Origin of the sequence: Methylorubrum populi (assembly GCF_002355515.1) — a bacterium.
Taxonomy (GTDB): domain Bacteria; phylum Pseudomonadota; class Alphaproteobacteria; order Rhizobiales; family Beijerinckiaceae; genus Methylobacterium; species Methylobacterium populi_A.
In genome coordinates this window covers 1,134,202-1,153,472 of record NZ_AP014809.1, presented here as the reverse complement: position 1 = coordinate 1,153,472, position 19,271 = coordinate 1,134,202, and the positions used below count along the sequence as shown (strand labels likewise).

Sequence of the window (19,271 nt, the reverse complement as noted above, 5' to 3'; positions counted from 1 at the left end):
TCGGGGCCGAGCAGAAACCTGCGGCTATGATCGCCTTGCTGTCCGACGAGCGTTGGTTCGAGGATTGGAGCCAGCCCGCCACCTTTCTCTGGTTCCTGAGCGCGGCCCCTCCCGAAGCCCTGACCTTCGAAGATGCCCGCGGCGCACGGATCAAGCCGCGACAGGTCGGACGCACCGCCTTCGACGTGGCGCTGACGGTCGCCCTCGAAAGCGCCGGCAAAGGCAGGCTCTGGCTTCACGCTGATCCGCTTGGGGGCGACAAGCTCATGGCGTGGTACCGATTGACGATCGGAATGCGGCTCATCGATCCGGTTCGGTTTCCGAAATTGCCCGGCGACGCGATCCGCCGCACGCGTCCGAACGACGGGCGGTATCTATATCTTGATGAGCCGAGTGCTCTACAAACCCATGCCGCCCTGTCGGCGTACCGGGAGTGAGTCAAACCATGCCGACACATCCTTCGGCATTTGCCGCAGTCGCCGCTGGTCTTGGCGGTATCGATCCGCGTTCCGACCGGGCGGTCGAGGCATTCTATGCCGAGACCTTTCCGAGCTACAGCGAAGAGGTTCAGGCTCTGATCTTCGATTGGCTCGCCTGCACCGTCGAGCGGCCGTCGCGGGCCGAGGTCGAGGCGCTCGTCAGAGTCGTGGCACCTGAGCGAGCGAAGGAGCTTGAACAAGCGGAAGAAAAGGCCGAGCCGAAGCCGGCCTATCTCGGTTTCTGACCGACCGGAGACCGCTGGTCAGCGCCGGCGGAACTGCTGGCCGCCGCGCTGCGGCGGACGCGGGCCGGAGGAACGCTCGTCCTTGTGGCGGAACACGAGGCGGCCCTTTTCGAGGTCGTAGGGGGACATCTCGACGGTGACGCGGTCGCCGGCCAGGGTCTTGATGCGGTTCTTCTTCATCTTGCCGGCCGTGTAGGCGACGATCTCGTGACCCTGGTCGAGCTGCACGCGGTAGCGCGCGTCCGGCAGGATCTCGACGACCAAGCCGTCGAACTGCATCAATTCCTCTTTCGCCATGCACCTGTCTCCGGCCGGGCTGCCTGCACGGGGCGCTCCGGCAAATCCAAAATCGGTCTGTCGTGCGAAACGCGCGGCGCTGCGGGTCCGATCCGCTCGGGACGAGAGGCGTCAGCGATGCCGGGCGTCGGGCGCCTTTCGCGAAACTCCCGGATCGGGGAGTCCCCCCTCCGGCCGGACAAGCGGCACGACGGGCGTTTCGCGAAGGGCACCAAGCCTGCGACTTAAGCGTCGGAGGCGGTTTGTGCAAGAATATCCGCCGCGGATCGGCCGCTGAACCTCAACCTTCGGTGGATTTCGCGGCAATCGCGGTCCCGAGCCGCCTCTTTGCTCGCCTCATGGTGAGACTTCGTTGCCGGCAAAGTCGAGTCGTCCGTCGGGGAGCCGGCGCCACGCAACCACGGCGAAGGGCGGCTTCACGAGATCGCCGCCCGCGTCGAACGCCACCTCGCCGAGCAGAGTGCGAAGGGGGGCGCCGCCGTGCAGATAGGCCGCGACCTTGGCCGGCTCGACCGAGCGCGCGCCCTCGATCCCCTGCCGCAGCACCTCGACCGCCGCGTAGGCAGGGCCGGCGAACAGGTCGGCCTCGGGACCCCGCGGTGTCCGTGCGCCCCGCGCCTCGGGCAAGCGGGGCGGGGTGGACGGGACCGTCATCAGCGTGCCCTCGGCGCCGGGAACCTGCGAGAATTCCTTGTCGAGCAGCCCGTCGCTGCCGATCACCGTCGTCGTCAGACCGGCCTCGCGCATCGCCCGGATCAGCGCTGCGGCCGGGGCGGACAGGCCGCCGAAATAGATCGCTTCGATCCCGAGCGCCCGCAGCTTGGCGACGAGCGCGGCGATCTCGCGATCGTCGCGGGAGACGCCCTCGAACAGCCGCTCCTGCCCGCCGCGGGCCTTGAGGGCGCGGGCGGCCTCGTCGGCGAGCCCGCGGCCGAAGCTGGTCTTGTCGTGGACGACGGCGACCGGCTTCCCGCGGAAACGCTCGGCGAGCAGCGTGCCTCCGAGCGCACCCTGTTGTGCGTCGCTGCCCGAGAGCCGGAACAGCAGGCCGGCGCCGCGGCGGGTCAGCGGCGCCCAGGTCGCCCCCGGCGTGACCGAGACGATGCCGGCCTCCTCGTAGACCGCACTCGCCGCAGCGCTCGCCCCGGAGGTGAGCGGGCCGATCACGAAGCGCACGCCGCTGCCGGCGAAGCGGCGGGCGACGGCCACCGCCTGCTTCGGGTCGGCGGCGTCGTCCTGCACCACGAGCTGCAGCTTGCGGCCCGTCACCCCACCCGCCCGGTTGATCTCGGCGATCGCCTGCTCGGCACCGAGCCGCGCCCCCTGGCCGAACCCGGCATCCGGCCCGCTCAAGGGCGCGGCGAGTCCGATCTTCAGCGGCTCGGCGGCGTCGGCACGGCCCGCGAGCGCGAGGATGAGAAGGCTTGCCAACGCGCTCCGCTTCGTCACACCAAGCCCCCGTCCGGCCGCTGCGATACCCCGGGAACCTGATGAGGCCCGCCCGCGGGCCTTGCAAGCGCCTTGCAAGCGCCTCCGTTCGCCGCATTGCGGAAACGGCCGGCGTGCCTACCTCTCCCGTCACGGGACGGTCGGGGGCGGCGGGACCAAGATTTTCAGGATGTGAAGCCCATGCTCTCCACCGAGGACGACATCCTGCGCGCCGCCGAGGGCTGGCGGCGCCAGGGCCGCGCGGTCGCGCTCGCCACCGTGATCGAGACCTGGGGATCGGCGCCCCGCCCGGTCGGCAGCCACCTCGTCATCGACGGCGACAGCCGCTTCCTCGGCTCGGTCTCCGGCGGCTGCGTCGAGGGCGAGGTCATCACCGAGGCGCTCGACGTGATCGAGGACGGGCGCCCCCGCACCCTGGAATTCGGCGTCGCCGACGAGACCGCGTGGCGGGCCGGCCTCTCCTGCGGCGGCCGCATCCGCGTCTTCGTCGAACGCATCGACTGATTGTTCTCGAACCCTTGTCCGCTCCAAGCGTGAGCGGCCCGTCTCGCATCGAGCGACAGACCCCATGCGCCTCGACACCCTGTCGGCCCTCAACGCGGAGCGCGCGGCGCGCCGCCCGGCCCTGATCGTCACCGATCCGGAGGACGGCGGCCAGCGCCTCGTGCGCGCCGCCGAGATCGACGCCGATCCGCTCGGCCTTCTGCTGCGTGAGCGCCTGCGCAGCGGCAAGAGTGGCCTCAGCGAGGGACCGGACGGGCGCTCCGTGTTCGTGGCCGTCCACGCCCCGCCGGTGCGCCTCGTCGTTGTCGGTGCCGTGCACATCTCCCAGGCGCTGGTACCGCTCGCGGTGCAACTCGGCCTCGACCTGACCGTGATCGACCCGCGCACCGCTTTCGCCAGCCCGGAGCGGTTTCCCGGCGTGCGCCTCATCGCCGCCTGGCCGGACGCGGCGTTTCGAGAGATCGAGCCGCTCGATGCCTACACGGCGGTGGCGGCGCTCACCCACGATCCCAAGATCGACGATCCCGCCCTCGCCGCGGCCCTTCGGGCGGATTGCGCCTATATCGGCGCCCTCGGCTCGCGAAAAACCCATGCCCGGCGCGTCGAGCGCCTGAGGGAGGCGGGGTTCGACGAGGCGGCGATCGACCGGATCCACGCGCCGATCGGGCTCGACATCGGCGCCGTCTCGCCGGCCGAGATCGCCCTGTCGATCCTCGCCCAGCTCGTCGCGACCCTGCGCAAGGATCGCCTCAAGGGCCGCGACGCGGCGGATGCGGGACGCTGAACCCATGCAGTTCGGACCCGTCGCGACCCGCGACAGTGCGGGGCTCATCGCCGCCCATACCGTGCGCGCCGAGGGCGCGAGCCTGAAGAAGGGCCGGCCGATTCCGGAGGCGGAAGCGCTGCGGCTCGCCGAATCCGGTATCCCCGAGATCCTGGCGGTGAGGCTCGATCCCGGCGATGTCGGCGAGGACGCAGCCGCGGCCCGGCTCGCCGCTCATCTCGCCGGGGAGGGTCTGCGCGCGGAGGCGCCGTTCACGGGGCGCTGCAACCTGTTCGCCGAAGCCGCGGGCGTGTTCGTGGTCGAACCCGCCCGCATCGACGCGGTCAACGCCGTGGACGAGGCGATCACGGTGGCGACCCTGCCGGCCTTCCGGCCGGTGGCCGCGGGCGAGATGGTGGCGACCGTCAAGATCATCCCCTACGCGGTCGCCGCCGCGCCGCTGGCGCGGGCGCTCGCCGCGACCGACATGCCGCCGATGCGCCTTGCGCCCTACCGGCTGAAGCGCGTCGCCGTCGTCTCGACGCTGCTGCCCGGCCTGAAGGCCGCGACGGTCGCCAAGACCCTGCGAGTGCTGGCCGACCGGCTGGTGCCGGCGGACGCGCGCATCGTCGCCGAGGTCCGGGTGCGGCACGAGGCCGGTGCGGTGGCGGGGGCGATCGCCGCCGCGGTGGAGGAGGGCGCGGAGCTCGTCGTGGTGTTCGGCGCCTCGGCCATCGCCGACCGGCGCGACGTGATTCCCGCCGGGCTGGAGGCGGCGGGCGGCCGGGTCGAACAGTTCGGCATGCCGGTCGATCCCGGCAACCTGCTTCTGCTCGGCGCTCTCGGGCAGGTGCCGGTGATCGGGGCCCCGGGCTGCGCCCGCTCGCCCAAGGAGAACGGCTTCGACTTCGTCCTGCACCGCCTTCTCGCGGGTCTCGCCGTGAGGCGGGCCGACATCGTGCGCCTCGGCGTCGGCGGCCTGCTGACCGAGATCCCCCTTCGCGGCCAGCCGAGGTCGGGCGGTGACGGGGTTTGAGCCGCGCATCGGCGCGGTGGTCCTCGCCGCCGGCCTCGGCTCCCGTTTCGGGGCCGCGCCGAAGATGCTCGCCCCTTATGGCGACCGGCCGATGGTGCGGCGCGCCGCCGAGGCGGCTCTCGCCTCGCGCGCCGCCCCGATCGTCGCCGTCCTCGGCGCCCATGCCGAGGCCGTGAGGACGGCGCTGGCCGGCCTCGACCTGATGCTGGTCGAGAACCCGGACCCCGCCGCCGGCCTGTCGGCCTCGCTTCGCCTCGGGCTCGCCGCCCTGCCGCCAGGGACGGGGGCGGCGGTGGTGCTGCTCGGCGACATGCCGCGGATCGAGGCGGCCCATATCGATGCGCTCATCGCGGCCTACGCGGCGGCCGCGCCACGCCCCTGCGCGGTGGTGCCGGTGAGCGGCGGTTTGCGCGGCAATCCGGTGTTGCTCGATCTCACCCAACTGCACGCGGACCTCGCCACGCTGAGCGGCGATCGCGGCGCCGGTCCGATCCTGAAACGGCGCGGCGACGTGCTGGAGGTGCCGGCCGATCCGGCGGTGATCTTCGATGTCGACACGCCGGAGGCGCTGAGGGGCTGAGGCGGGCCTCAGCCCTTGCCGCGTGCCTCGCGCTTCGCCTCCGTCCGGCACCGGTCGGAGCAGTAGCGCACCTCGTCCCAGACCCGTTCCCACTTCTTGCGCCACGTGAAGGGGCGGCCGCACTGGGCGCAGATCTTCTGAGGGAGGTCACCCTTGCGGCGCATCGGTGGCATCGGCTGGAGCATCGTCCCGAAAAGTGGTGGCCGGATCTCGGAAAAGGACGATGCAAAAACAAGAGGCTGGAGCGCTGTTCCGGGGCCGGCATCCCCGACGGTGCGCTAACGTCCGATCTGCCCAGCCTCGTTGAGCGGCACGGGACTCCAGCGGGTCAGCTGCACGTAGCCGTCGCGGGCGGCCACCACGACGTGGCGGCGGTAGCGGTGCACGACCGTGCCGGGCGGGTGGCCGTGAACCTCCCGCCAGCCGTCCGCGGCGGCGACGAAGACGCGCGACTGCCCGAGCCGGGCGATGGTCTCGATCGCTCCGAACGCCCGCACGCGGCGCAGCACCTCGGCCACGTCCTTGCGGAAGTCGAGGGTGCGGTCGGCGTCGTTCACCCGCGGCCAGTAGGAGCCGTCGCCCTGCGGCTCCGCCTTGCGCCAGCGTTCGGCGAGGTCCTTTCCGATCGGGCCGAGGACGAGGCGCCGCGCCGCCATCTGGCACTTGGCGAGCAGCGACTCGTGGGTCTCGTGGCTGTCGAGGGGGAAGAGATCCTGGGCGAGAATGTCGCCGGTGTCGAAGCCCTGCTCGGAGAGCACGTGGGCGGTGACGCCCCAACTCTCGTAGCCATCGAGAACCGCCTTGAACAGCGGGTAGGGGCCCCGGCCCGTCGGTAGCGGCGAGGGGTGGAAGTTCAGCGCGTAGCGCACCCGCCCGTGCCAGCCCCGCACGAGCCAGGGATAGCCGGCCACAACGAGGACCACGTCGCGGCCGTGCTCCTGGGCGAGCCGCTCGATGTCGCCGGGCCGGAGCCGTGAGAGCTGGATCGGGATGCGGTGACGGCGGGCCTGCGCCACCACGACCTCGTTGAAGTCGTAGATGCCGTCGCAGGGGCGAGTGAACAGCTTCACCGGCGTCCATCCGGCCTCGATCAGCCCATCGAACACACCGCCGAGGAAGTCGATGCCGGCGAAGGCGAATTTCATGGCTGGCGACGTCCCGTTGCTGGCCGCCCTGCGACGTTCGGCGCGGGGATGCGGCGGCGCGGATCGGCTCCCCGCCGACCGGCTTCGCCTTAGCTAATGGATTTCAGACACGGGCGAAATCGCCGAGCCCGATCGGGCGGGGCCGGGCGCTTCGGCGAAAAGGGGGGCTTGCATGGAACGGGTCGTGATCTACGGCGGGACCGGCGGCATCGGCCTCGCCACGGCGCGGGCCCTGCGCGCCCGCGGTGCGGCCCTCCACCTCGTCGGTCGCGATCCGGAACGCGTGGGGCGGGCGGCCTCCGAACTCGGGGAGACCGGCTTCACCGCTGGCGACGTCACCGATCCGGCCCTGTTCCCGCGCGTCGCGGACGAAGCCGGCGCGCGCCTCGGCGGCCTCGTCTACGCGGTCGGCACGATCCAGCTCGCGCCGCTCGCCAAGCTCGATCCGGCCCGCATCGAGGCGGATTTCCGCATCAACGCCCTCGGCGCCTTCCTCGCGGTGCAGGCCGCGGCCCCCGCGCTCAAGGCGGGTGCGGGGGAGGGTAGCGCGGGCGTGGTCCTGTTCTCCACCGTGGCTGCCGCACAGGGCTTCTCGCACCACGCCTCGGTCGCCATGGCCAAGGGGGCGGTCGAGGGTCTCGCCCTCTCGCTGGCCGCGGAACTCGCGCCCGCGATCCGGGTGAACGTGGTCGCGCCCTCGCTCACCCGCACGCCGCTGGCCGAATCCATCACCCGCAACGCGACGCTCGCTTCCGGCATCGCCTCGATGCACGCGCTCCAGCGCCTCGGCGAGCCCGAGGACGTCGCGGCGCTCGCCGCCTTCCTCGTCGGCCCGGAGGCGGGCTACGTCACGGGGCAGGTGATCGGCGTCGACGGCGGACGCTCCTCGCTGCGCACCAAGGGGTAGGGCTAAGAAGCCGGGTCACGGCCTCAAAATCCCTCCGGAAGCCGGCCGCCGACTCCCGAGACAGGACGATGCACGGGCGCCCGCCTCACAGCGCGTTCCAGATCGCGAGGGACACGTAAGGGCTCCACTGGTTGAGCGGCGTTTCGAGCTGGCATCCGGCGGACAGGCGGAAGCGGTAGCCGCCCATCGCGTAGTCGGTGGCATGCAGCCCGACGCTCCATTTCCGGTAATCGGTCGCGTCGCCGTAGACGGCGGCCTCCGGGCCGAGATAGGCGCCGAACAGGGCCATACCCCACGACAACCGAGCATAGGCGTCGCTGCGGGCAGAGCCGAGTATCACCGTCGCGGTCGCCAGCGTCGTCTCCGTCGGCCGCGCCCAGACCTCGCCATGCAGGCGCAGGCCCGTGCGCAGGGGCATCGCCTGCACGAAGCCGGATCCGGACAGCGCTTCCCGCGACGCCTCCAGGCCGGCGAACACCGTCACCGCACCCCAATCCTGGATGAACTGGTAGCCGGCGAGTGCGGAACCGAGGGCGGTGAGGCGCATCAGGACCGGCGAGCGGCCGCCGCCCTCCGGCCGCCCCCCGCCGCCGGCCGTCACCAGGACGACGGGGCCGTCCCGGTCGAACCGGTCGAAGACGAGCTTCACCCCGCTGCTGGAGAAGACCGAGGCGCCGGCCTCCATGCTGCCGAACAGGACGGCCCGTAGGGCCGTGTCGTCGGCCCGAGCCGAACCGCAGACGAGGCCGGCGGCCAGGGCCATGACGGCGATCCGGCGATCCGCGCGGCGGCTCATCGCCCGCCGGAGGGCGGCCGGACGGCGTCGGCCATCGTTCGCAGAGGCGCGTTTCGACATTGGCGGTCGCGCAGAATCCGGCGGAACTACCAATGGTTGTCACAGTTTGCGGAAGGGATGAAAGGAATTTTTTAGCTTAAGATAAATTGGCGGTGGAGGCTTACTTGAAAGAACATTCAAGTCTTACTCCGCAACTTCAGCGCAGCCTATCGCCGTGTGGCAAGGCACGCGTGCAGAGGTGATGGCGCTTGGCGGATGGGTCCGGTTGGGCTAGAGCCGCGCTCACCGAAAGATCAACGGCCGAGCCGGTTTGTCCTCCGCTGCCCGCACCTCCGACGTTCTCACGATGCTTGCGAGCCAGGAGAGCGAGCGGCTGACCGTCGGCGACATTGTCGCCGTGCTGCGGGACCGCGCCTTCGCGCTGCTCGTCGTGCTGCTCGGTCTGCCCAACTGCCTTCCGATGCCGCCGCCGATCCCGCTCGTCTGCGGTCTGGTCCTGCTCGTCATCGCCATCCAGATCGTGGCCGGGATGTCGGCGCCGTGGCTGCCGCGGCGGCTGCTCGATCAGTCGATCGCCCGGGCAACGGTGGAGAAGGCGGTGAACCGGGCGGTGCCGCTCCTGCGACGGCTGGAGCGCTGGTCACGCCCGCGCCTGAGCGTGTTCGACGGGGCCGTCGGCATGCGCGGCATGGGGGTGCTGATCCTGGCGCTCGCGCTGGCGCTCATCGTGGCGCCCCCCTTCTTCGGTCAGATCCCGCTCGGGCTCGCCGTCTCGCTGATCGGCCTCGGGCTGGTGGAGCGCGATGGGTTCGTGGTGCTGATCGGCCTTCTGATCGGCGGAATCGGCGTCGGGATCTCGATCGGCTTCGTCTACACCCTGTTCGCCAGCATCATGGGCGCCTTCGCCTGGCTGTCGCAGGCGATCCCCGGTCTCGGGTTGTAGGGCGCTCCTCTCCCCTTCCGGCCATCCTCGCGCGGCGCTTGAAGCAAAGCCCGAATCCGCCCTACCGGGACGGATCGACCCGATCGGGGAATCACGCCTCGAGATGGCGCCGCCGCACGAGGCGGTGGATCAGGCCGCCGCGGGGACCGACCAGCATCGAGACGAGGTAGAGCGCGCCCGCCGCCAGGACGATCGCCGGTCCCGTCGGGAGCCGGATGCCGGCATGGTACGACACCAGCAGTCCGGTCACGCTCGACAGTATCGAGACCAGCATCGCGACGGGAATCAGTCCTGACAGGTCTGCGGCCCAGAACCGGGCGGTGATCGCCGGCAACAGCATCAGGCCGACCGCGAGCAGCGTGCCGAGCGCCTGGAAACCGCCGACGAGGTTGACGACCACCAGCGCGAGGAAGGCCGAATGGACCGGCCCGCCGGCGCGGCTCACCGAGCGCAGGAACAAGGGATCGACGCACTCGATCACCAGCGGGCGGTAGAGCAGGGCGAGCGCGACCAGTGTCAGGCTGCTGATCCCGCCGAGCAGGGTGAGCGCGTCGTCGTCCAGTGCCAGCACGGTGCCGAACAGGATGTGCAGCAGATCGACCTGCGAACCGCGCAGCGAGACGAGGAACACCCCGCCCGCGAGCGAGATCAGGTAGAAGGCGGCGAGGCTCGCATCCTCCTTCAGCACGGTCGAGCGGGTGACGAGCCCGGCGGCGAGCGCCACCGCGAGCCCGGCTAAGAGCCCGCCCAGCGTCATCGCCGGCAGCGACAGCCCGGCGACGAGGAAGCCCGCGGCGGCACCCGGCAGGATGGCGTGGCTCATCGCCTCGCTCATCAGGCTCATCCGGCGCAGCATCAGGAAGACACCGAGGGGCGGCGCCGACAGGGACAGGGCGAGGCAGCCGGCGAGGGCCCGGCGCATGAAGCCGAACTCGACGAAGGGGCCGACCAGGAGATCCGCGAGATCGGCGAGCGTCACGGCATGGCCCTCTGACGCGCGTGGTCGTGGCGGTGATCGTGAGGATGTTCTTGGTGGTGATCGTGGTCGTGCCCGCGACGATCGTGGGGGGCGGGCGCGTGATCGTGGCCGTGATCATGATGATGACCGTGACCTTGCGCCTCCGCCGCCCCGGCCCCGTCCGCGGGGTGAGCCTCGTGGTCCGCCCCATGATGCGCGTCGTGATGCGCGTCATGCCGGCAGATCGCGGCAGCCTCGTCCCAGGCTTCCGACAAGCGCAGCGCCCGTGCCATCACCGGCGGCGTCAGCACCTCGCGGGTCGGCCCCCAGGCGATGGGGCGACGGGCGAGCACGAGGGTCGAAGGGAAATGCGCGCGCACCTGGGCGAGGTCGTGCAGGGCCGCGACGACGGTGCGGCCCTCGCCGTGCCAGCCGCGGATCAGCGCGAGCAGATCGGCGGTGGTGCGCTCGTCGATGCCGGTGAAGGGTTCGTCGAGCAGGATAATCCGCGCGTCCTGCAGGATCAGCCGGGCGAAAAGGGCCCGCTGGAACTGGCCGCCGGAGAGGGTGCCGATCGGCCGGTCCTCGAAGCCGGTGAGCCCGACCGCCGCGAGCGCGTCGAGCAGGTGCTTGCGCTGGCGGGCGAGGCTGCGCCACGCGCCGAGGGGGCGCCACAGGCCCATCGCCGCGAGGTCGAGGACGCTCAAGGGGAAGCTGCGGTCGATCTCGGCCGCCTGCGGCAGGTAGGCGACGGCGCCGGAGCGCGGCCCCGCCTCGACCGATCCGTCGAGGGGACGGATCTCGCCGACGATGCCCTTCAGGAGAGTCGACTTGCCCGCGCCGTTCGGTCCCACCACGGCGAGCAGGTCGCCGGCCGCGATGGTGCCGTCGAGATGGTGAACCGCCGGATGCCGGTCGTAGCCGAGGGTCAGGCCGCGGAACCGGATGGCGCCCGCCGGCACCGAGCCACCGTTCACGGCTGCGCTCGCGCCGTCGCTCAAGACTTGGCCCACAGGATCACCGCCCAGAGCAGGCTCGACAGAATGAGGGCCGCCGCCAGTCGCAATCCGGCTCCGCTGCGGAACAGCGAGCGGCGCGGGAGGCGGACGGTCCCGCCGGCACGGGTCATGGGATCTCCGAGGAAGGCCGGGGCGGACGATGTCGCGGAGGCCGGGGATGGGGGCCGGGGATGACCGAGACCCGCGCCGTTCTCCGCCTCGTTGCCCGATTGCGGCCGGACGCCTATCTTGGTGGGGCTGATACACTGTAACACGGATCGAGTTCAATCGGCCCGTGCCGAGTGCCGGGACGAGCGGCGAGAATGCGGCGATCCCGGTCGCCGATACCGGGGAGGTCGGGATGCGCGGTCACGCGCAGCAGGAACACGGCCAGGGCGAAGGGCAGAGTGACGGGCAGGGTGACCGCCACGGACACGCGCATGATCCTCACGGTCATGACGGGGCCGGCTGCTGCGGGGCGCACGGCGGCGCCGGGGACGTGATCGAGCGGGCGGAGCGCCTGTGCCAGGCGCGCGGTCTGCAGTTCACGCGTCTGCGGCGGGACGTGCTCGCGGCGGTGGCGGCGGAGCACAAGCCGCTCGGGGCCTACGACATCGCCGAGCGGATGAGCGCGCCCGGGCGCCGGGTCGCGGCGGTATCCGTCTACCGGGCGCTCGACTTCCTCACCGAGCAGGGCTTCGTCCACCGCATCTCCAGCCGCAACGCCTTCGTCTCCTGCGGGCACGAGCACGGCGCGGGGGCGGGTCTCGTCTTCCTGATCTGCCGCACCTGCGGCGGCATCGACGAGATGACCGCACCGGCCGTCGAGAGCGCCCTCGACCAGACTTTGGCCGGGGCCGGCTTCACCCCGACGAGCCGCATCCTGGAGGTCGAGGGCGAGTGCGGCGCCTGCCGCGGACGCGGGGATCCTCCGGACGCGTCGGGCCGCGCGTAGTCCGCCCGAACAGGCGGCGCGGGTCAGAACGCGTTGCGATAGGCCCGCGGCGAGGCGATCGTGCGGAAGAGGATCGTGATGTCGAGCCAGAGCGACCAGTTGTCGATGTAGTGCAGGTCGGCCTGGACGCGCTGTTCCATCGCCGCGTCGGTCAGGGTTTCGCCGCGAAAGCCGTTGACCTGCGCCCATCCGGTAATGCCGGGCTTCACGTTGTGGCGGCGGGCGTAGAGGGCGATGCGCCGCTCGAAGCTGCGGTCGTGCGCCAGCGCGTGCGGGCGGGGGCCGACGAGCGACATGTCGCCCCGGATCACGTTGAGGAGCTGGGGCAGCTCGTCGAGGTTGGTCCGGCGCAGCAGGGCACCGATGCGGGTGATGCGGTCGTCGTTGCGCGAGGCCTGCCGGAAGGGCGCATCGGGGGCGGCCTTCATGCTGCGGAACTTGAACACGCCGAAGGCCTGCTGATTGAAGCCGTAGCGCCGCTGGCGGAAGAAGACCGGGCCGGGGCTGTCGAGCTTGATCAGCACGGCGAGCGCGACGAACAGGGGGGCGAGCAGCACGAGCCCGAGTCCCGCCAGCGTCAGGTCGAAGGCGCGCTTGAGCAGAATCTCCCCGACGGAGAGCGGACGGCGGCCGATATTGATGCCCGACAGCCGCCCGACCCGGGCGACCTGCAGGTCGGGGAAACGGTCCATCATCGTGCCGGGCCGCAGGTGCAGGGCAGCCGGCACCCGCAGGAAGGCGTCGATGCAGCGCTCGATATCGGCGGGCTCCGACCACGGCACGAGCACGAACACGTCGTCCGGCCGCAGGAAGCGCACCACCGAGACCGCGAGGTCGAGATCCTCGGCGAGCAGGGTTTCCGCGCTGGCCGCGCCGGAGGCAGGATCGAAACGGCGCAGGTAGCTCGTACCGACGATGCGGAGGCCGAGGGCATCGACATCGTTGCTGGCGTAGAAACTCGTCACGTCCTCCTCGTAGCCGACCAAGTGGACGCGGCTGGCCGACGGGGAGCCCGAGGTGCTGCTGCGGCGCACCAGCGCCACCGCGGCTGCGCGGACGAGGATCGTGACGGGAAGGCCGGTGAGGAAGAAGGCGACCGAGGCGACGCGGGAGAAGTCCTGGGTCGTCTTCGTCGCGAATCCGGCGAGAAGGGCGACCGCCCAAGCCATCAGCCAGAGCGTCGCCCGGCGCTGCAGATGTGGTGTCTGCGACAGGCAGCGCTCGATGCTGTACTCGCCGCGGACGAGGTTGGTCAGCACCACGATGAGGGCGAGGAACCCGGCCGTCTGAAGGTTCATGCTCTGCGTCGGCGGGATCAGCATCCCGTCGCCGATATAGGCGTGGTAGGCCGCATCCATCGCGTAGCCGACCGCGAGGATGGCCAGCAGATCGGCGGTGAGCAGTCCGGCCGAGATGCCCACGCGCAGGGCCGTGCGCCGCCGCTGCGGCAGGAGAGAGGCCCAGACCGAACGGCGCGTCCGGTCGCCGAGCAAGCGCTGGTACTGCTGAGGTGGGCGCTCGTGAAACATGTGTCCCGCGCTGTGCTGCCCTGAGGCGATAATCTGTCCCAAGGCGGGACATGGTTGGTCGCCGCTCCGGGTTTTGCGGTTCCCTGCGCAAGCCGCACACCGAACGCGCCCGAACGCCGTTGCCGGGGCGACGATGGGCTGACAGGCGACCGAAGGATCGGGGCCGATCCGACGCGTCTCCTTCGCGTCCACGCGGGCCGAACGCGGTTCCCGCCCGGATCGATCCGAGCGGCTGCGGCGCCGATGTGGAACGCAAGACACGAATTTGACGGGGAATCAGCAGCACCGGGACGCGCGGCCGCGGGAGTTCAGCGCCGGTCTTTTCAATAAATCAAGACCGAAGAGAGCCGTCCGGACGGAGCGCGGCATGAGAGCCGAAGCGGGTAAGATTCCGGCGTTGCAGGGCCTGCCCGCCGGAGCGGTGACGACGCCGATGCTCCCGCAGGCGGTCAGGCAAGAGATCAAGCGAGAGATCAAGCGAGAGATCAGGCGAGAGATCAGCTCGGTGCCCGAGCCGTCTTCGAGGCCGGCCCTGGCGGAGCTCCCTGGGCCTCAGCGTCCCGCACCGCCTCAACAACTTCGTGCAGTCGCTCCTGCCGGCGCTCTAGCGCATCGCGCTGGATATCGGATCCAGCACGATGCGCCAGGGATCTGTTTTTGCATCATCTTTTCCGAAAGCCGCAAACCACCTTTCGGGATGATGCTCTATCCTCTGCTCAAGGCAGGCTTCCACCTCGATTTCGGGAAGGTCGGGCTCATCACCTTCGTGTTCCAGGGAACGGCCTCGCTGCTCCGGCCGGCGAAGGGCCGCGACACCGACCGGCGCCCGCTGCCCGCTTCCTGGCCGCCGGCATGGGATTGTCGCTCGCCGGGCTCGCGCTCCTGGCAGCGGCGCCGGCCTACGGTGCCCCGCTCGCCGCCGCGGCGCTGATCGGGCCGGGCTCGGTTCTACATGGCGAGCTTTTCGCCCTACTAAAGCTTTTACCTGATCCACCGCTTCGGCGTGCCGGTGGCGCACGCCCGGCTCTACCTGTTCAGCTTTCCCGGATCGGCGGCGGTGGGTACGATCCCCAGCGTGCTGCCCTTCTCCCTCGTCCTGTCACAGGTGAACCTGTTCTGGACGGTGGCCTTCTCGGTGCCGATCGGCCCGATCCTGGCCTCGGCCAGGCCGGCGACCCTGGTCTATGCACAGGAATGATTACCGGGGCGCATCGGCCTCGTCGGCGGCCCTTTTTTGGCTTCGCCTCTGGCATGGGCGGCCTCGGGGCCGCTCTGCTCGACGAGATGGCCGACCATGCCGGTATCGCGCGGGCCTATGATCTCTGTGCCTGCCCACCCTCGGGCTGATGGCGTCCTTCCTGCCCCGCCTGCGACGATGCCCCTGGATCGGGAGGAATTCGCTGCCTGTTAGCCGCCGAACGCGGGCCGTGATTCGGTCGATGTCGGCCATCCGTCGAGAACGACCAGAGATCGCGCCCTCGCCCCGAATGGACCCAGCAAATCGGTGCACCGGGACGAGGCGTTCGCGAAACCGGAGTCAGGCCGCTTGCTCGCTCTCGGGCCGAGCAACCGTCTGGATCGACTCGAATCCCTCGAATTGCGGGTGGCCGAGATAGAGCGGCTTGGTGCCCGGAACCCGCCCATGCGCCTTGCGGAACTGTTCCGAGCGAGTCCAGGCCTCGAAATCGGCCCGCGAGCGCCAGATGGTGTGCGAGGCGTAGAGGATATGATCCTCGGCTTCCGGCCCCTTCAGCAGATGAAACTCCACGAACCCTTCCATCTCACCGAGATGGCTGTCGCGCCCGAGCCAGACCTGCTCGAAGTCCTGCGCCGATTCCTTGACGACCTTGAACCGGTTCATCGCGATGAACATGCTCGAATGCTCCCGATCTGTTCGAGCCGGCCGCCGCGCGGCCCCCGAATTTGATGACTCTACGTAGTCTCGCTCGTAAGGTGAACCGCAGCGGCTGTGCCGCCTACAGGCTGAATGCCGCTTCACAGCGAATTCGCGAGAAGTCGCACGAAACTCAAGCGAGCCTCGTCGATTCTGCCGCAGGAACGTTTCGAGAACAGAAACCTGACAGCAAACTGAAAACTCCGATCCGCCAACAGGTAGGTACTTGCATTGTGTATGCACTTCATGGTGATGCTGCGGCTAGGCTGAACCACAGCGATACGGTAGCCTCGCAACGCATCCACCCAAGCTGCTTCGGCAGTAGAAGCGTTCAGCGATGCCCGAAGACGCTGGCATATGCTCAAGCGCTGCCGACCTAAGGTCCTTGGGTCGGTCCGCGACGTCGAACAGGGACCGTGCCGTAAGATGATGCCGAAACAGACAACCGATGTCGACCGCCTCGTCGGGCTCCGGATCACCGCGCTGCGCAAAGCACGCGGCTTGAGCCAGACCGCGCTCGGGACCGCAGTGGGCGTGACGTTCCAGCAGGTTCAGAAGTACGAGAAGGGCCAGAACCGCGTCGGCGCCGGGCGCCTGCGCGAGATCGCCCGCCTGCTCGAAGTCCCGGTCTCCGCCTTCTTCGAGGAGGGCGACGGCGCCGCCGCCCAGGAGCAGACCGAGGTCTTCGGTTTCCTCCGGGCCCACGGTGCCGTCGATCTGCTGCGCGCCTTCGCCACGATCGAGGACGACCAACTTCGTCGCGAGGTTCTGGCGATCGTGCGCAGCGCCGCCCGCCTCGGCCGCAAGAAGGACCCGGAAGTCCTCGACGCCTGACGGTTCTGAGCCGGCGTCGAAGCCGGCCGGGCGTTCAGGAGCGCGACGGATTATGGCTGACGCGGTCTTCGCTAGCGGAGACCGGATCCGCCGACGCGCGGCTCGAGAAGGCCGAGCCGGGTGTGAGAGCCGCGATCCCGCCGACGGATCGGTCGAGGCGCCCGGTCATCGCATGGCGGGGCGGCTCAGCCGTCCGCTCTCGGCACGGTGCCGTTCCCCACGATTTCTGTCCCGACCCCGACCGGGCGGTGCTCGATGCATCGCGGCCGGCGGGGACCCTGTGTCACGCGCGGCCTGTTCCGGCGATCAGGTGGAAGAAGCTGCCCGTAACCTGACCCCGGCGGTGGCCGGCGAGGCCGAGCGGTACGCCTTCCGCATCCGTCACCCGTGCGAGCGCGAGGTCGCCCTCCGGGCTGGGCGTGAGTTCGCTCGCGTAGTGGAATTCGTGCCCGACGAGGCGCGTGCCCGCGGCGCCCAGCAGCCCGTCGGCGAGGAGATGCGCGACGCGGTAGCCGAGATGGAGCTTGCGCCGCCGGTACGAGGTCGCGACCGGCAGCAATCCGCACATCGGCTGGGTCACCCCGTCCGCATCCTCCAGGCTCTCACCCAGAACCATGTAGCCGCCGCACTCGCCGTGGACCGGCCGCGTCTGCGCGAAGGTCCGCAGGCCGTCGCGGAAGCGGCCCGCCGCCGCGAGACGGCCGGCATGCAGCTCGGGATAGCCGCCGGGCAGCCAGCAAGCATCGCAATCGGCTCCCGGCGCCTCGTCGGCCAGCGGCGAGAACGGCACGATCTCGGCACCGGCCGAGCGCCATCCCGCCAGCATGTGGGGGTAGAGGAAGGAGAAGGCGGCGTCCCGCGCCACCGCAATCCGCTGCGCCGGCGGCCTCGGCAGGCCGTCGGTGGCGGCGGGGGCGTGTCCGCCGGCCAGGGACAGGATCGCGTCGAGGTCGAGATTGGCTTCGGCCAGATCGGCGAGCCGGTCGAGGCGGGCGTGGAGGTCGGCGGTCTCGCCGGCCTGGACGAGGCCGAGATGGCGCTCGGGCAGGACGAGACCCGCCTCCCGCGGGAGGGCGCCGAGCACCGGCAGTCCGACCCGCGCCAGCCCCGCCTCGACGAGGCGGCGGTGGCGCGGGCTCGCGACCTTGTTGAGGATCACGCCCGCGATCCGGATCCGCGCATCGTAGGCCGCACAGCCGAGGGCGACGGCCGCCGCCGATTGCGCCGCGCCCGACACGTCGAGCACGAGGATCACCGGCCAGCCGTAGCGCGCGGCAATGTCGGCATTCGCGCCGGTGCGGCCCTCACCGGCGACGATGCCGTCATGCAGCCCCATCGAGCCCTCGGCCACGACGAGTTCGGCCTCGTGCGCGCTCAGGGCGGCGCAGGCGTCGAGCAGCGCGTCGGGCATGGCGAAGCTGTCGAGGTTGAGGCTGGGAGCTCCCGTCGCCGCCTCGTGGAAGGCGGGGTCGATATAGTCCGGCCCGCATTTGGCGCCGCGCAGCGCCACGCCCCGGCGGCGCAGCGCCCGCATCAGCGCGAGCGTCACCGTGGTCTTGCCGGAGCCGGAGCGCGGTGCGGCGACGAGGAGGCCGGGGGCGGGCGTCACGATGCGGCCTCGTCCGATGCTTCGCCAAGCGCACCAACTGCGCCGACCGCGCCGCGGGGGCGGAAGCGGCGGTCGTAATCGGGGGCGTAGAGCGCGCTCTCGCGGAAATCCGACGGGTCGAGCGCCGGCCCCACCAGGATCAGAGCGGTGCGCTCGATGTTCGCCGCACGCACCTGCTCGGGCAGGGTCGCGAGCGTCCCGGTCAGCACCCGCTCGTCGGGCCAGCTCGCGCGGAACACCACCGCGGCCGGGCAGTCCGGCCCGTAGAACGGGACGAGGTCGGCGCAGGTCGGCTCGACGACGTGGATCGAGAGGTGCAGCGCCAGGGTCGCGCCGGTGGCGGCGAAGGCGGAGAGCTGCTCACGCTCCGGCATCGGGCTCGCCCGGCCGGAGGTGCGGGTCAGCACCACCGATTGCGTCAGCCCCGGCACGGTCAGCTCGCGCCGCAGCAGGGCGGCGGCGGCGGCGAAGGCGGGGACGCCCGGCGTCACAGTGTAGGGAATGCCGAGCGCGTCGAGCCGGCGGGTCTGCTCGGCGAGCGCGCTCCAGACCGAAAGGTCGCCGGAATGCAGCCGCGCCACGTCCCGGCCCGCCGCGTGGGCGCGGCCGATCTCCTCCATGATCGCGTCGAGGTCGAGGGGGGCGGTATCGACGATGCGCGCCCCCGGAGGGCACCACGACAGGATCTCGGGCGCCACCAGCGAGCCGGCGTAGAGGCAGACCGGACAGGCCGCGATCCGGTCGCGGCCGCGCAGGGTGATGAGGTCGGCGGCGCCCGGCCCGGCGCCGATGAAGTGGACGGTCATGGCGTCCGCTTACAGCATCGGGACGGGCGTTGGGGAGAGACGATGGTCGCGGTGGCCGACAGGCTCAGCGGGACGGCTCCGCCGCGACCTCGCCCCAGCCCGGCAGCGGGAAGACCCGGTCGTAGGCGAGATTGAAGACGAAGGCGTAGGCCACGTAGAAGGCCGCGATCGCGAGATCCATGACGAAGGCCTGGACGAGGCCGATGCCGAGATACCACGCGATCGGCGGCAGCAGGATCACCAGCAGCCCCGCCTCGAACAGCACCGCGTGCCCTACCCGCAAGGGGAGGCTCTTGCGGGTGTGGCCGACCCACCGCTGCATCGCACGATCGAAGCCGAGATTGTAGGCGTAGTTCCACGCCGTCGCGGTGAGCGCGCTGCCCACGCCGATCACGCCCATGTCGGAGGCGTGCAGCCCGAACAGCACGCTTCCGAGCGGGATGATGAGCGCGAGGCCGAACAGCTCGAACAGGAGGGTGTGGCGGATACGGTCGCGGGTGGTGCGCATGGACTTGTCCAAAGAATCGGGATTGGTCCGCCGCCT

Annotated in this window: 25 protein-coding genes; 12 read left to right on the top strand and 13 right to left on the bottom strand. The window is 70.8% G+C overall.

Annotation, left to right across the window (positions count from 1 at the left end; all coding sequences use genetic code 11):
- The first annotated feature begins 26 nt into the window (after nucleotides 1–26).
- Together MPPM_RS05395 and MPPM_RS05390 are read left to right on the top strand one after the other, a co-directional pair.
- Entirely contained in the window at nucleotides 27–437 is a 411-nt protein-coding gene (locus MPPM_RS05395) for a hypothetical protein (RefSeq protein ID WP_096484166.1), read from the top strand.
- 8 nt (nucleotides 438–445) lie between these two features.
- Nucleotides 446–724, top strand: coding sequence for a hypothetical protein (locus MPPM_RS05390; RefSeq protein ID WP_096484165.1), 279 nt, complete (start codon nucleotides 446–448; stop codon nucleotides 722–724).
- Nucleotides 725–742: 18 nt separating this feature from the next.
- On the opposite strand, the gene infA is transcribed toward MPPM_RS05390, so the two are convergent.
- Nucleotides 743–1,021 (bottom strand): translation initiation factor IF-1, encoded by a 279-nt coding sequence (infA, locus tag MPPM_RS05385; RefSeq protein ID WP_017486696.1) that lies wholly within the window; start codon nucleotides 1,019–1,021, stop codon nucleotides 743–745.
- A 336-nt stretch (nucleotides 1,022–1,357) separates the two neighbouring features.
- Nucleotides 1,358–2,470, bottom strand: a complete 1,113-nt coding sequence (locus MPPM_RS05380; RefSeq protein WP_096484164.1) for a branched-chain amino acid ABC transporter substrate-binding protein — start codon at nucleotides 2,468–2,470, stop codon at nucleotides 1,358–1,360.
- A 180-nt stretch (nucleotides 2,471–2,650) separates the two neighbouring features.
- Here MPPM_RS05380 and MPPM_RS05375 point away from each other — a divergent pair, with 180 nt between their 5' ends.
- From MPPM_RS05375 to MPPM_RS05360, 4 genes are all read left to right on the top strand, one after another.
- Complete coding sequence (locus MPPM_RS05375; protein WP_096484163.1) at nucleotides 2,651–2,974, top strand: XdhC family protein; 324 nt, start codon at nucleotides 2,651–2,653, stop codon at nucleotides 2,972–2,974.
- 64 nt (nucleotides 2,975–3,038) lie between these two features.
- Nucleotides 3,039–3,758 (top strand): XdhC family protein, encoded by a 720-nt coding sequence (locus tag MPPM_RS05370; protein WP_096484162.1) that lies wholly within the window; start codon nucleotides 3,039–3,041, stop codon nucleotides 3,756–3,758.
- Between the two features lie 4 nt (nucleotides 3,759–3,762).
- Nucleotides 3,763–4,773 (top strand): molybdopterin-binding domain-containing protein, encoded by a 1,011-nt coding sequence (locus MPPM_RS05365; RefSeq protein WP_096484161.1) that lies wholly within the window; start codon nucleotides 3,763–3,765, stop codon nucleotides 4,771–4,773.
- Complete coding sequence (locus MPPM_RS05360; RefSeq protein WP_096484160.1) at nucleotides 4,760–5,353, top strand: nucleotidyltransferase family protein; 594 nt, start codon at nucleotides 4,760–4,762, stop codon at nucleotides 5,351–5,353. The genes MPPM_RS05365 and MPPM_RS05360 overlap by 14 nt, the downstream gene beginning before the upstream one ends.
- 8 nt (nucleotides 5,354–5,361) lie before the next feature.
- Here MPPM_RS05360 and MPPM_RS05355 read toward each other — a convergent pair whose 3' ends face one another.
- Entirely contained in the window at nucleotides 5,362–5,526 is a 165-nt protein-coding gene (locus MPPM_RS05355; RefSeq protein ID WP_173807881.1) for a DUF2256 domain-containing protein, read from the bottom strand.
- A 105-nt stretch (nucleotides 5,527–5,631) separates the two neighbouring features.
- Nucleotides 5,632–6,498 (bottom strand): methionyl-tRNA formyltransferase, encoded by an 867-nt coding sequence (locus MPPM_RS05350; protein ID WP_096484158.1) that lies wholly within the window; start codon nucleotides 6,496–6,498, stop codon nucleotides 5,632–5,634.
- A gap of 172 nt (nucleotides 6,499–6,670) precedes the next feature.
- Between MPPM_RS05350 and MPPM_RS05345 the strand changes: the two genes are divergently transcribed.
- On the top strand, nucleotides 6,671–7,405 hold the full coding sequence (locus MPPM_RS05345) for an SDR family NAD(P)-dependent oxidoreductase (protein WP_096484157.1): 735 nt from the start codon (nucleotides 6,671–6,673) through the stop codon (nucleotides 7,403–7,405).
- A gap of 85 nt (nucleotides 7,406–7,490) precedes the next feature.
- Here the strand turns inward: MPPM_RS05345 and bcsS are convergent, their stop codons facing one another.
- On the bottom strand, nucleotides 7,491–8,261 hold the full coding sequence (gene bcsS / locus MPPM_RS05340) for a cellulose biosynthesis protein BcsS (protein WP_096484156.1): 771 nt from the start codon (nucleotides 8,259–8,261) through the stop codon (nucleotides 7,491–7,493).
- Between the two features lie 286 nt (nucleotides 8,262–8,547).
- On the opposite strand from bcsS, the gene MPPM_RS05335 reads away from it, so the two are divergent.
- Nucleotides 8,548–9,144, top strand: a complete 597-nt coding sequence (locus tag MPPM_RS05335; RefSeq protein WP_096487738.1) for an exopolysaccharide biosynthesis protein — start codon at nucleotides 8,548–8,550, stop codon at nucleotides 9,142–9,144.
- Between the two features lie 91 nt (nucleotides 9,145–9,235).
- On the opposite strand, the gene MPPM_RS05330 is transcribed toward MPPM_RS05335, so the two are convergent.
- Genes MPPM_RS05330 through MPPM_RS29165 form a run of 3 tightly spaced genes read right to left on the bottom strand, consistent with a single transcriptional unit; the run spans nucleotide 9,236 to nucleotide 11,231 of the window.
- A complete protein-coding gene (locus MPPM_RS05330; protein ID WP_173807880.1) occupies nucleotides 9,236–10,123 on the bottom strand; it encodes a metal ABC transporter permease in 888 nt (295 codons plus the stop codon).
- Nucleotides 10,120–11,079 (bottom strand): metal ABC transporter ATP-binding protein, encoded by a 960-nt coding sequence (locus tag MPPM_RS05325; protein ID WP_096487736.1) that lies wholly within the window; start codon nucleotides 11,077–11,079, stop codon nucleotides 10,120–10,122. The genes MPPM_RS05330 and MPPM_RS05325 overlap by 4 nt, the downstream gene beginning before the upstream one ends.
- A gap of 20 nt (nucleotides 11,080–11,099) precedes the next feature.
- The gene (locus MPPM_RS29165; protein ID WP_255538675.1) at nucleotides 11,100–11,231 is read right to left on the bottom strand and encodes a hypothetical protein; all 132 of its coding nucleotides are present in this window, start codon (nucleotides 11,229–11,231) and stop codon (nucleotides 11,100–11,102) included.
- Between the two features lie 230 nt (nucleotides 11,232–11,461).
- On the opposite strand from MPPM_RS29165, the gene MPPM_RS05320 reads away from it, so the two are divergent.
- Nucleotides 11,462–12,055 (top strand): Fur family transcriptional regulator, encoded by a 594-nt coding sequence (locus tag MPPM_RS05320; protein ID WP_096487735.1) that lies wholly within the window; start codon nucleotides 11,462–11,464, stop codon nucleotides 12,053–12,055.
- Nucleotides 12,056–12,078: 23 nt separating this feature from the next.
- Here the strand turns inward: MPPM_RS05320 and MPPM_RS05315 are convergent, their stop codons facing one another.
- Nucleotides 12,079–13,584 carry a sugar transferase gene (locus tag MPPM_RS05315; protein WP_096484155.1) on the bottom strand — a complete coding sequence of 502 codons (1,506 nt, stop codon included), beginning with the start codon at nucleotides 13,582–13,584 and terminating at the stop codon, nucleotides 12,079–12,081.
- Nucleotides 13,585–14,281: 697 nt separating this feature from the next.
- On the opposite strand from MPPM_RS05315, the gene MPPM_RS28795 reads away from it, so the two are divergent.
- Together MPPM_RS28795 and MPPM_RS28790 are read left to right on the top strand one after the other, a co-directional pair.
- On the top strand, nucleotides 14,282–14,515 hold the full coding sequence (locus MPPM_RS28795) for a hypothetical protein (RefSeq protein ID WP_244573474.1): 234 nt from the start codon (nucleotides 14,282–14,284) through the stop codon (nucleotides 14,513–14,515).
- A 72-nt stretch (nucleotides 14,516–14,587) separates the two neighbouring features.
- Nucleotides 14,588–14,782 (top strand): hypothetical protein, encoded by a 195-nt coding sequence (locus MPPM_RS28790; RefSeq protein ID WP_244573473.1) that lies wholly within the window; start codon nucleotides 14,588–14,590, stop codon nucleotides 14,780–14,782.
- 339 nt (nucleotides 14,783–15,121) lie between these two features.
- Here MPPM_RS28790 and hmuQ read toward each other — a convergent pair whose 3' ends face one another.
- Nucleotides 15,122–15,457, bottom strand: a complete 336-nt coding sequence (gene hmuQ / locus MPPM_RS05305) for a heme-degrading protein HmuQ (protein WP_096484154.1) — start codon at nucleotides 15,455–15,457, stop codon at nucleotides 15,122–15,124.
- A gap of 447 nt (nucleotides 15,458–15,904) precedes the next feature.
- Here hmuQ and MPPM_RS05300 point away from each other — a divergent pair, with 447 nt between their 5' ends.
- Nucleotides 15,905–16,312, top strand: coding sequence for a helix-turn-helix domain-containing protein (locus MPPM_RS05300; RefSeq protein WP_017486678.1), 408 nt, complete (start codon nucleotides 15,905–15,907; stop codon nucleotides 16,310–16,312).
- 283 nt (nucleotides 16,313–16,595) lie between these two features.
- Here the strand turns inward: MPPM_RS05300 and MPPM_RS05295 are convergent, their stop codons facing one another.
- The 3 genes from MPPM_RS05295 to MPPM_RS05285 form a co-directional block, all read right to left on the bottom strand.
- Nucleotides 16,596–17,921 (bottom strand): cobyrinic acid a,c-diamide synthase CobB, encoded by a 1,326-nt coding sequence (locus MPPM_RS05295; protein ID WP_096484153.1) that lies wholly within the window; start codon nucleotides 17,919–17,921, stop codon nucleotides 16,596–16,598.
- The gene (gene cobM, locus MPPM_RS05290; RefSeq protein WP_096484152.1) at nucleotides 17,918–18,727 is read right to left on the bottom strand and encodes a precorrin-4 C(11)-methyltransferase; all 810 of its coding nucleotides are present in this window, start codon (nucleotides 18,725–18,727) and stop codon (nucleotides 17,918–17,920) included. The genes MPPM_RS05295 and cobM overlap by 4 nt, the downstream gene beginning before the upstream one ends.
- A gap of 64 nt (nucleotides 18,728–18,791) precedes the next feature.
- Nucleotides 18,792–19,235, bottom strand: coding sequence for a PACE efflux transporter (locus MPPM_RS05285; RefSeq protein WP_096484151.1), 444 nt, complete (start codon nucleotides 19,233–19,235; stop codon nucleotides 18,792–18,794).
- Between the last annotated feature and the right edge of the window lie 36 nt (nucleotides 19,236–19,271).

Bases quoted from the DNA above. Each gene is read 5' to 3' on its own strand.
- MPPM_RS05395 (WP_096484166.1), top strand. From the start codon at position 27: ATGATCGCCTTGCTGTCCGACGAGCGTTGGTTCGAGGATTGGAGCCAG.
- MPPM_RS05390 (WP_096484165.1), top strand. From the start codon at position 446: ATGCCGACACATCCTTCGGCATTTGCCGCAGTCGCCGCTGGTCTTGGC.
- infA (WP_017486696.1), bottom strand. From the start codon at position 1,021: ATGGCGAAAGAGGAATTGATGCAGTTCGACGGCTTGGTCGTCGAGATC.
- MPPM_RS05375 (WP_096484163.1), top strand. From the start codon at position 2,651: ATGCTCTCCACCGAGGACGACATCCTGCGCGCCGCCGAGGGCTGGCGG.
- MPPM_RS05370 (WP_096484162.1), top strand. From the start codon at position 3,039: ATGCGCCTCGACACCCTGTCGGCCCTCAACGCGGAGCGCGCGGCGCGC.
- MPPM_RS05365 (WP_096484161.1), top strand. From the start codon at position 3,763: ATGCAGTTCGGACCCGTCGCGACCCGCGACAGTGCGGGGCTCATCGCC.
- MPPM_RS05355 (WP_173807881.1), bottom strand. From the start codon at position 5,526: ATGCCACCGATGCGCCGCAAGGGTGACCTCCCTCAGAAGATCTGCGCC.
- MPPM_RS05350 (WP_096484158.1), bottom strand. From the start codon at position 6,498: ATGAAATTCGCCTTCGCCGGCATCGACTTCCTCGGCGGTGTGTTCGAT.
- MPPM_RS05345 (WP_096484157.1), top strand. From the start codon at position 6,671: ATGGAACGGGTCGTGATCTACGGCGGGACCGGCGGCATCGGCCTCGCC.
- bcsS (WP_096484156.1), bottom strand. From the start codon at position 8,261: ATGTCGAAACGCGCCTCTGCGAACGATGGCCGACGCCGTCCGGCCGCC.
- MPPM_RS05335 (WP_096487738.1), top strand. From the start codon at position 8,548: ATGCTTGCGAGCCAGGAGAGCGAGCGGCTGACCGTCGGCGACATTGTC.
- MPPM_RS29165 (WP_255538675.1), bottom strand. From the start codon at position 11,231: ATGACCCGTGCCGGCGGGACCGTCCGCCTCCCGCGCCGCTCGCTGTTC.
- MPPM_RS05320 (WP_096487735.1), top strand. From the start codon at position 11,462: ATGCGCGGTCACGCGCAGCAGGAACACGGCCAGGGCGAAGGGCAGAGT.
- MPPM_RS05315 (WP_096484155.1), bottom strand. From the start codon at position 13,584: ATGTTTCACGAGCGCCCACCTCAGCAGTACCAGCGCTTGCTCGGCGAC.
- MPPM_RS28795 (WP_244573474.1), top strand. From the start codon at position 14,282: ATGATGCTCTATCCTCTGCTCAAGGCAGGCTTCCACCTCGATTTCGGG.
- hmuQ (WP_096484154.1), bottom strand. From the start codon at position 15,457: ATGTTCATCGCGATGAACCGGTTCAAGGTCGTCAAGGAATCGGCGCAG.
- MPPM_RS05300 (WP_017486678.1), top strand. From the start codon at position 15,905: ATGATGCCGAAACAGACAACCGATGTCGACCGCCTCGTCGGGCTCCGG.
- cobM (WP_096484152.1), bottom strand. From the start codon at position 18,727: ATGACCGTCCACTTCATCGGCGCCGGGCCGGGCGCCGCCGACCTCATC.
- MPPM_RS05285 (WP_096484151.1), bottom strand. From the start codon at position 19,235: ATGCGCACCACCCGCGACCGTATCCGCCACACCCTCCTGTTCGAGCTG.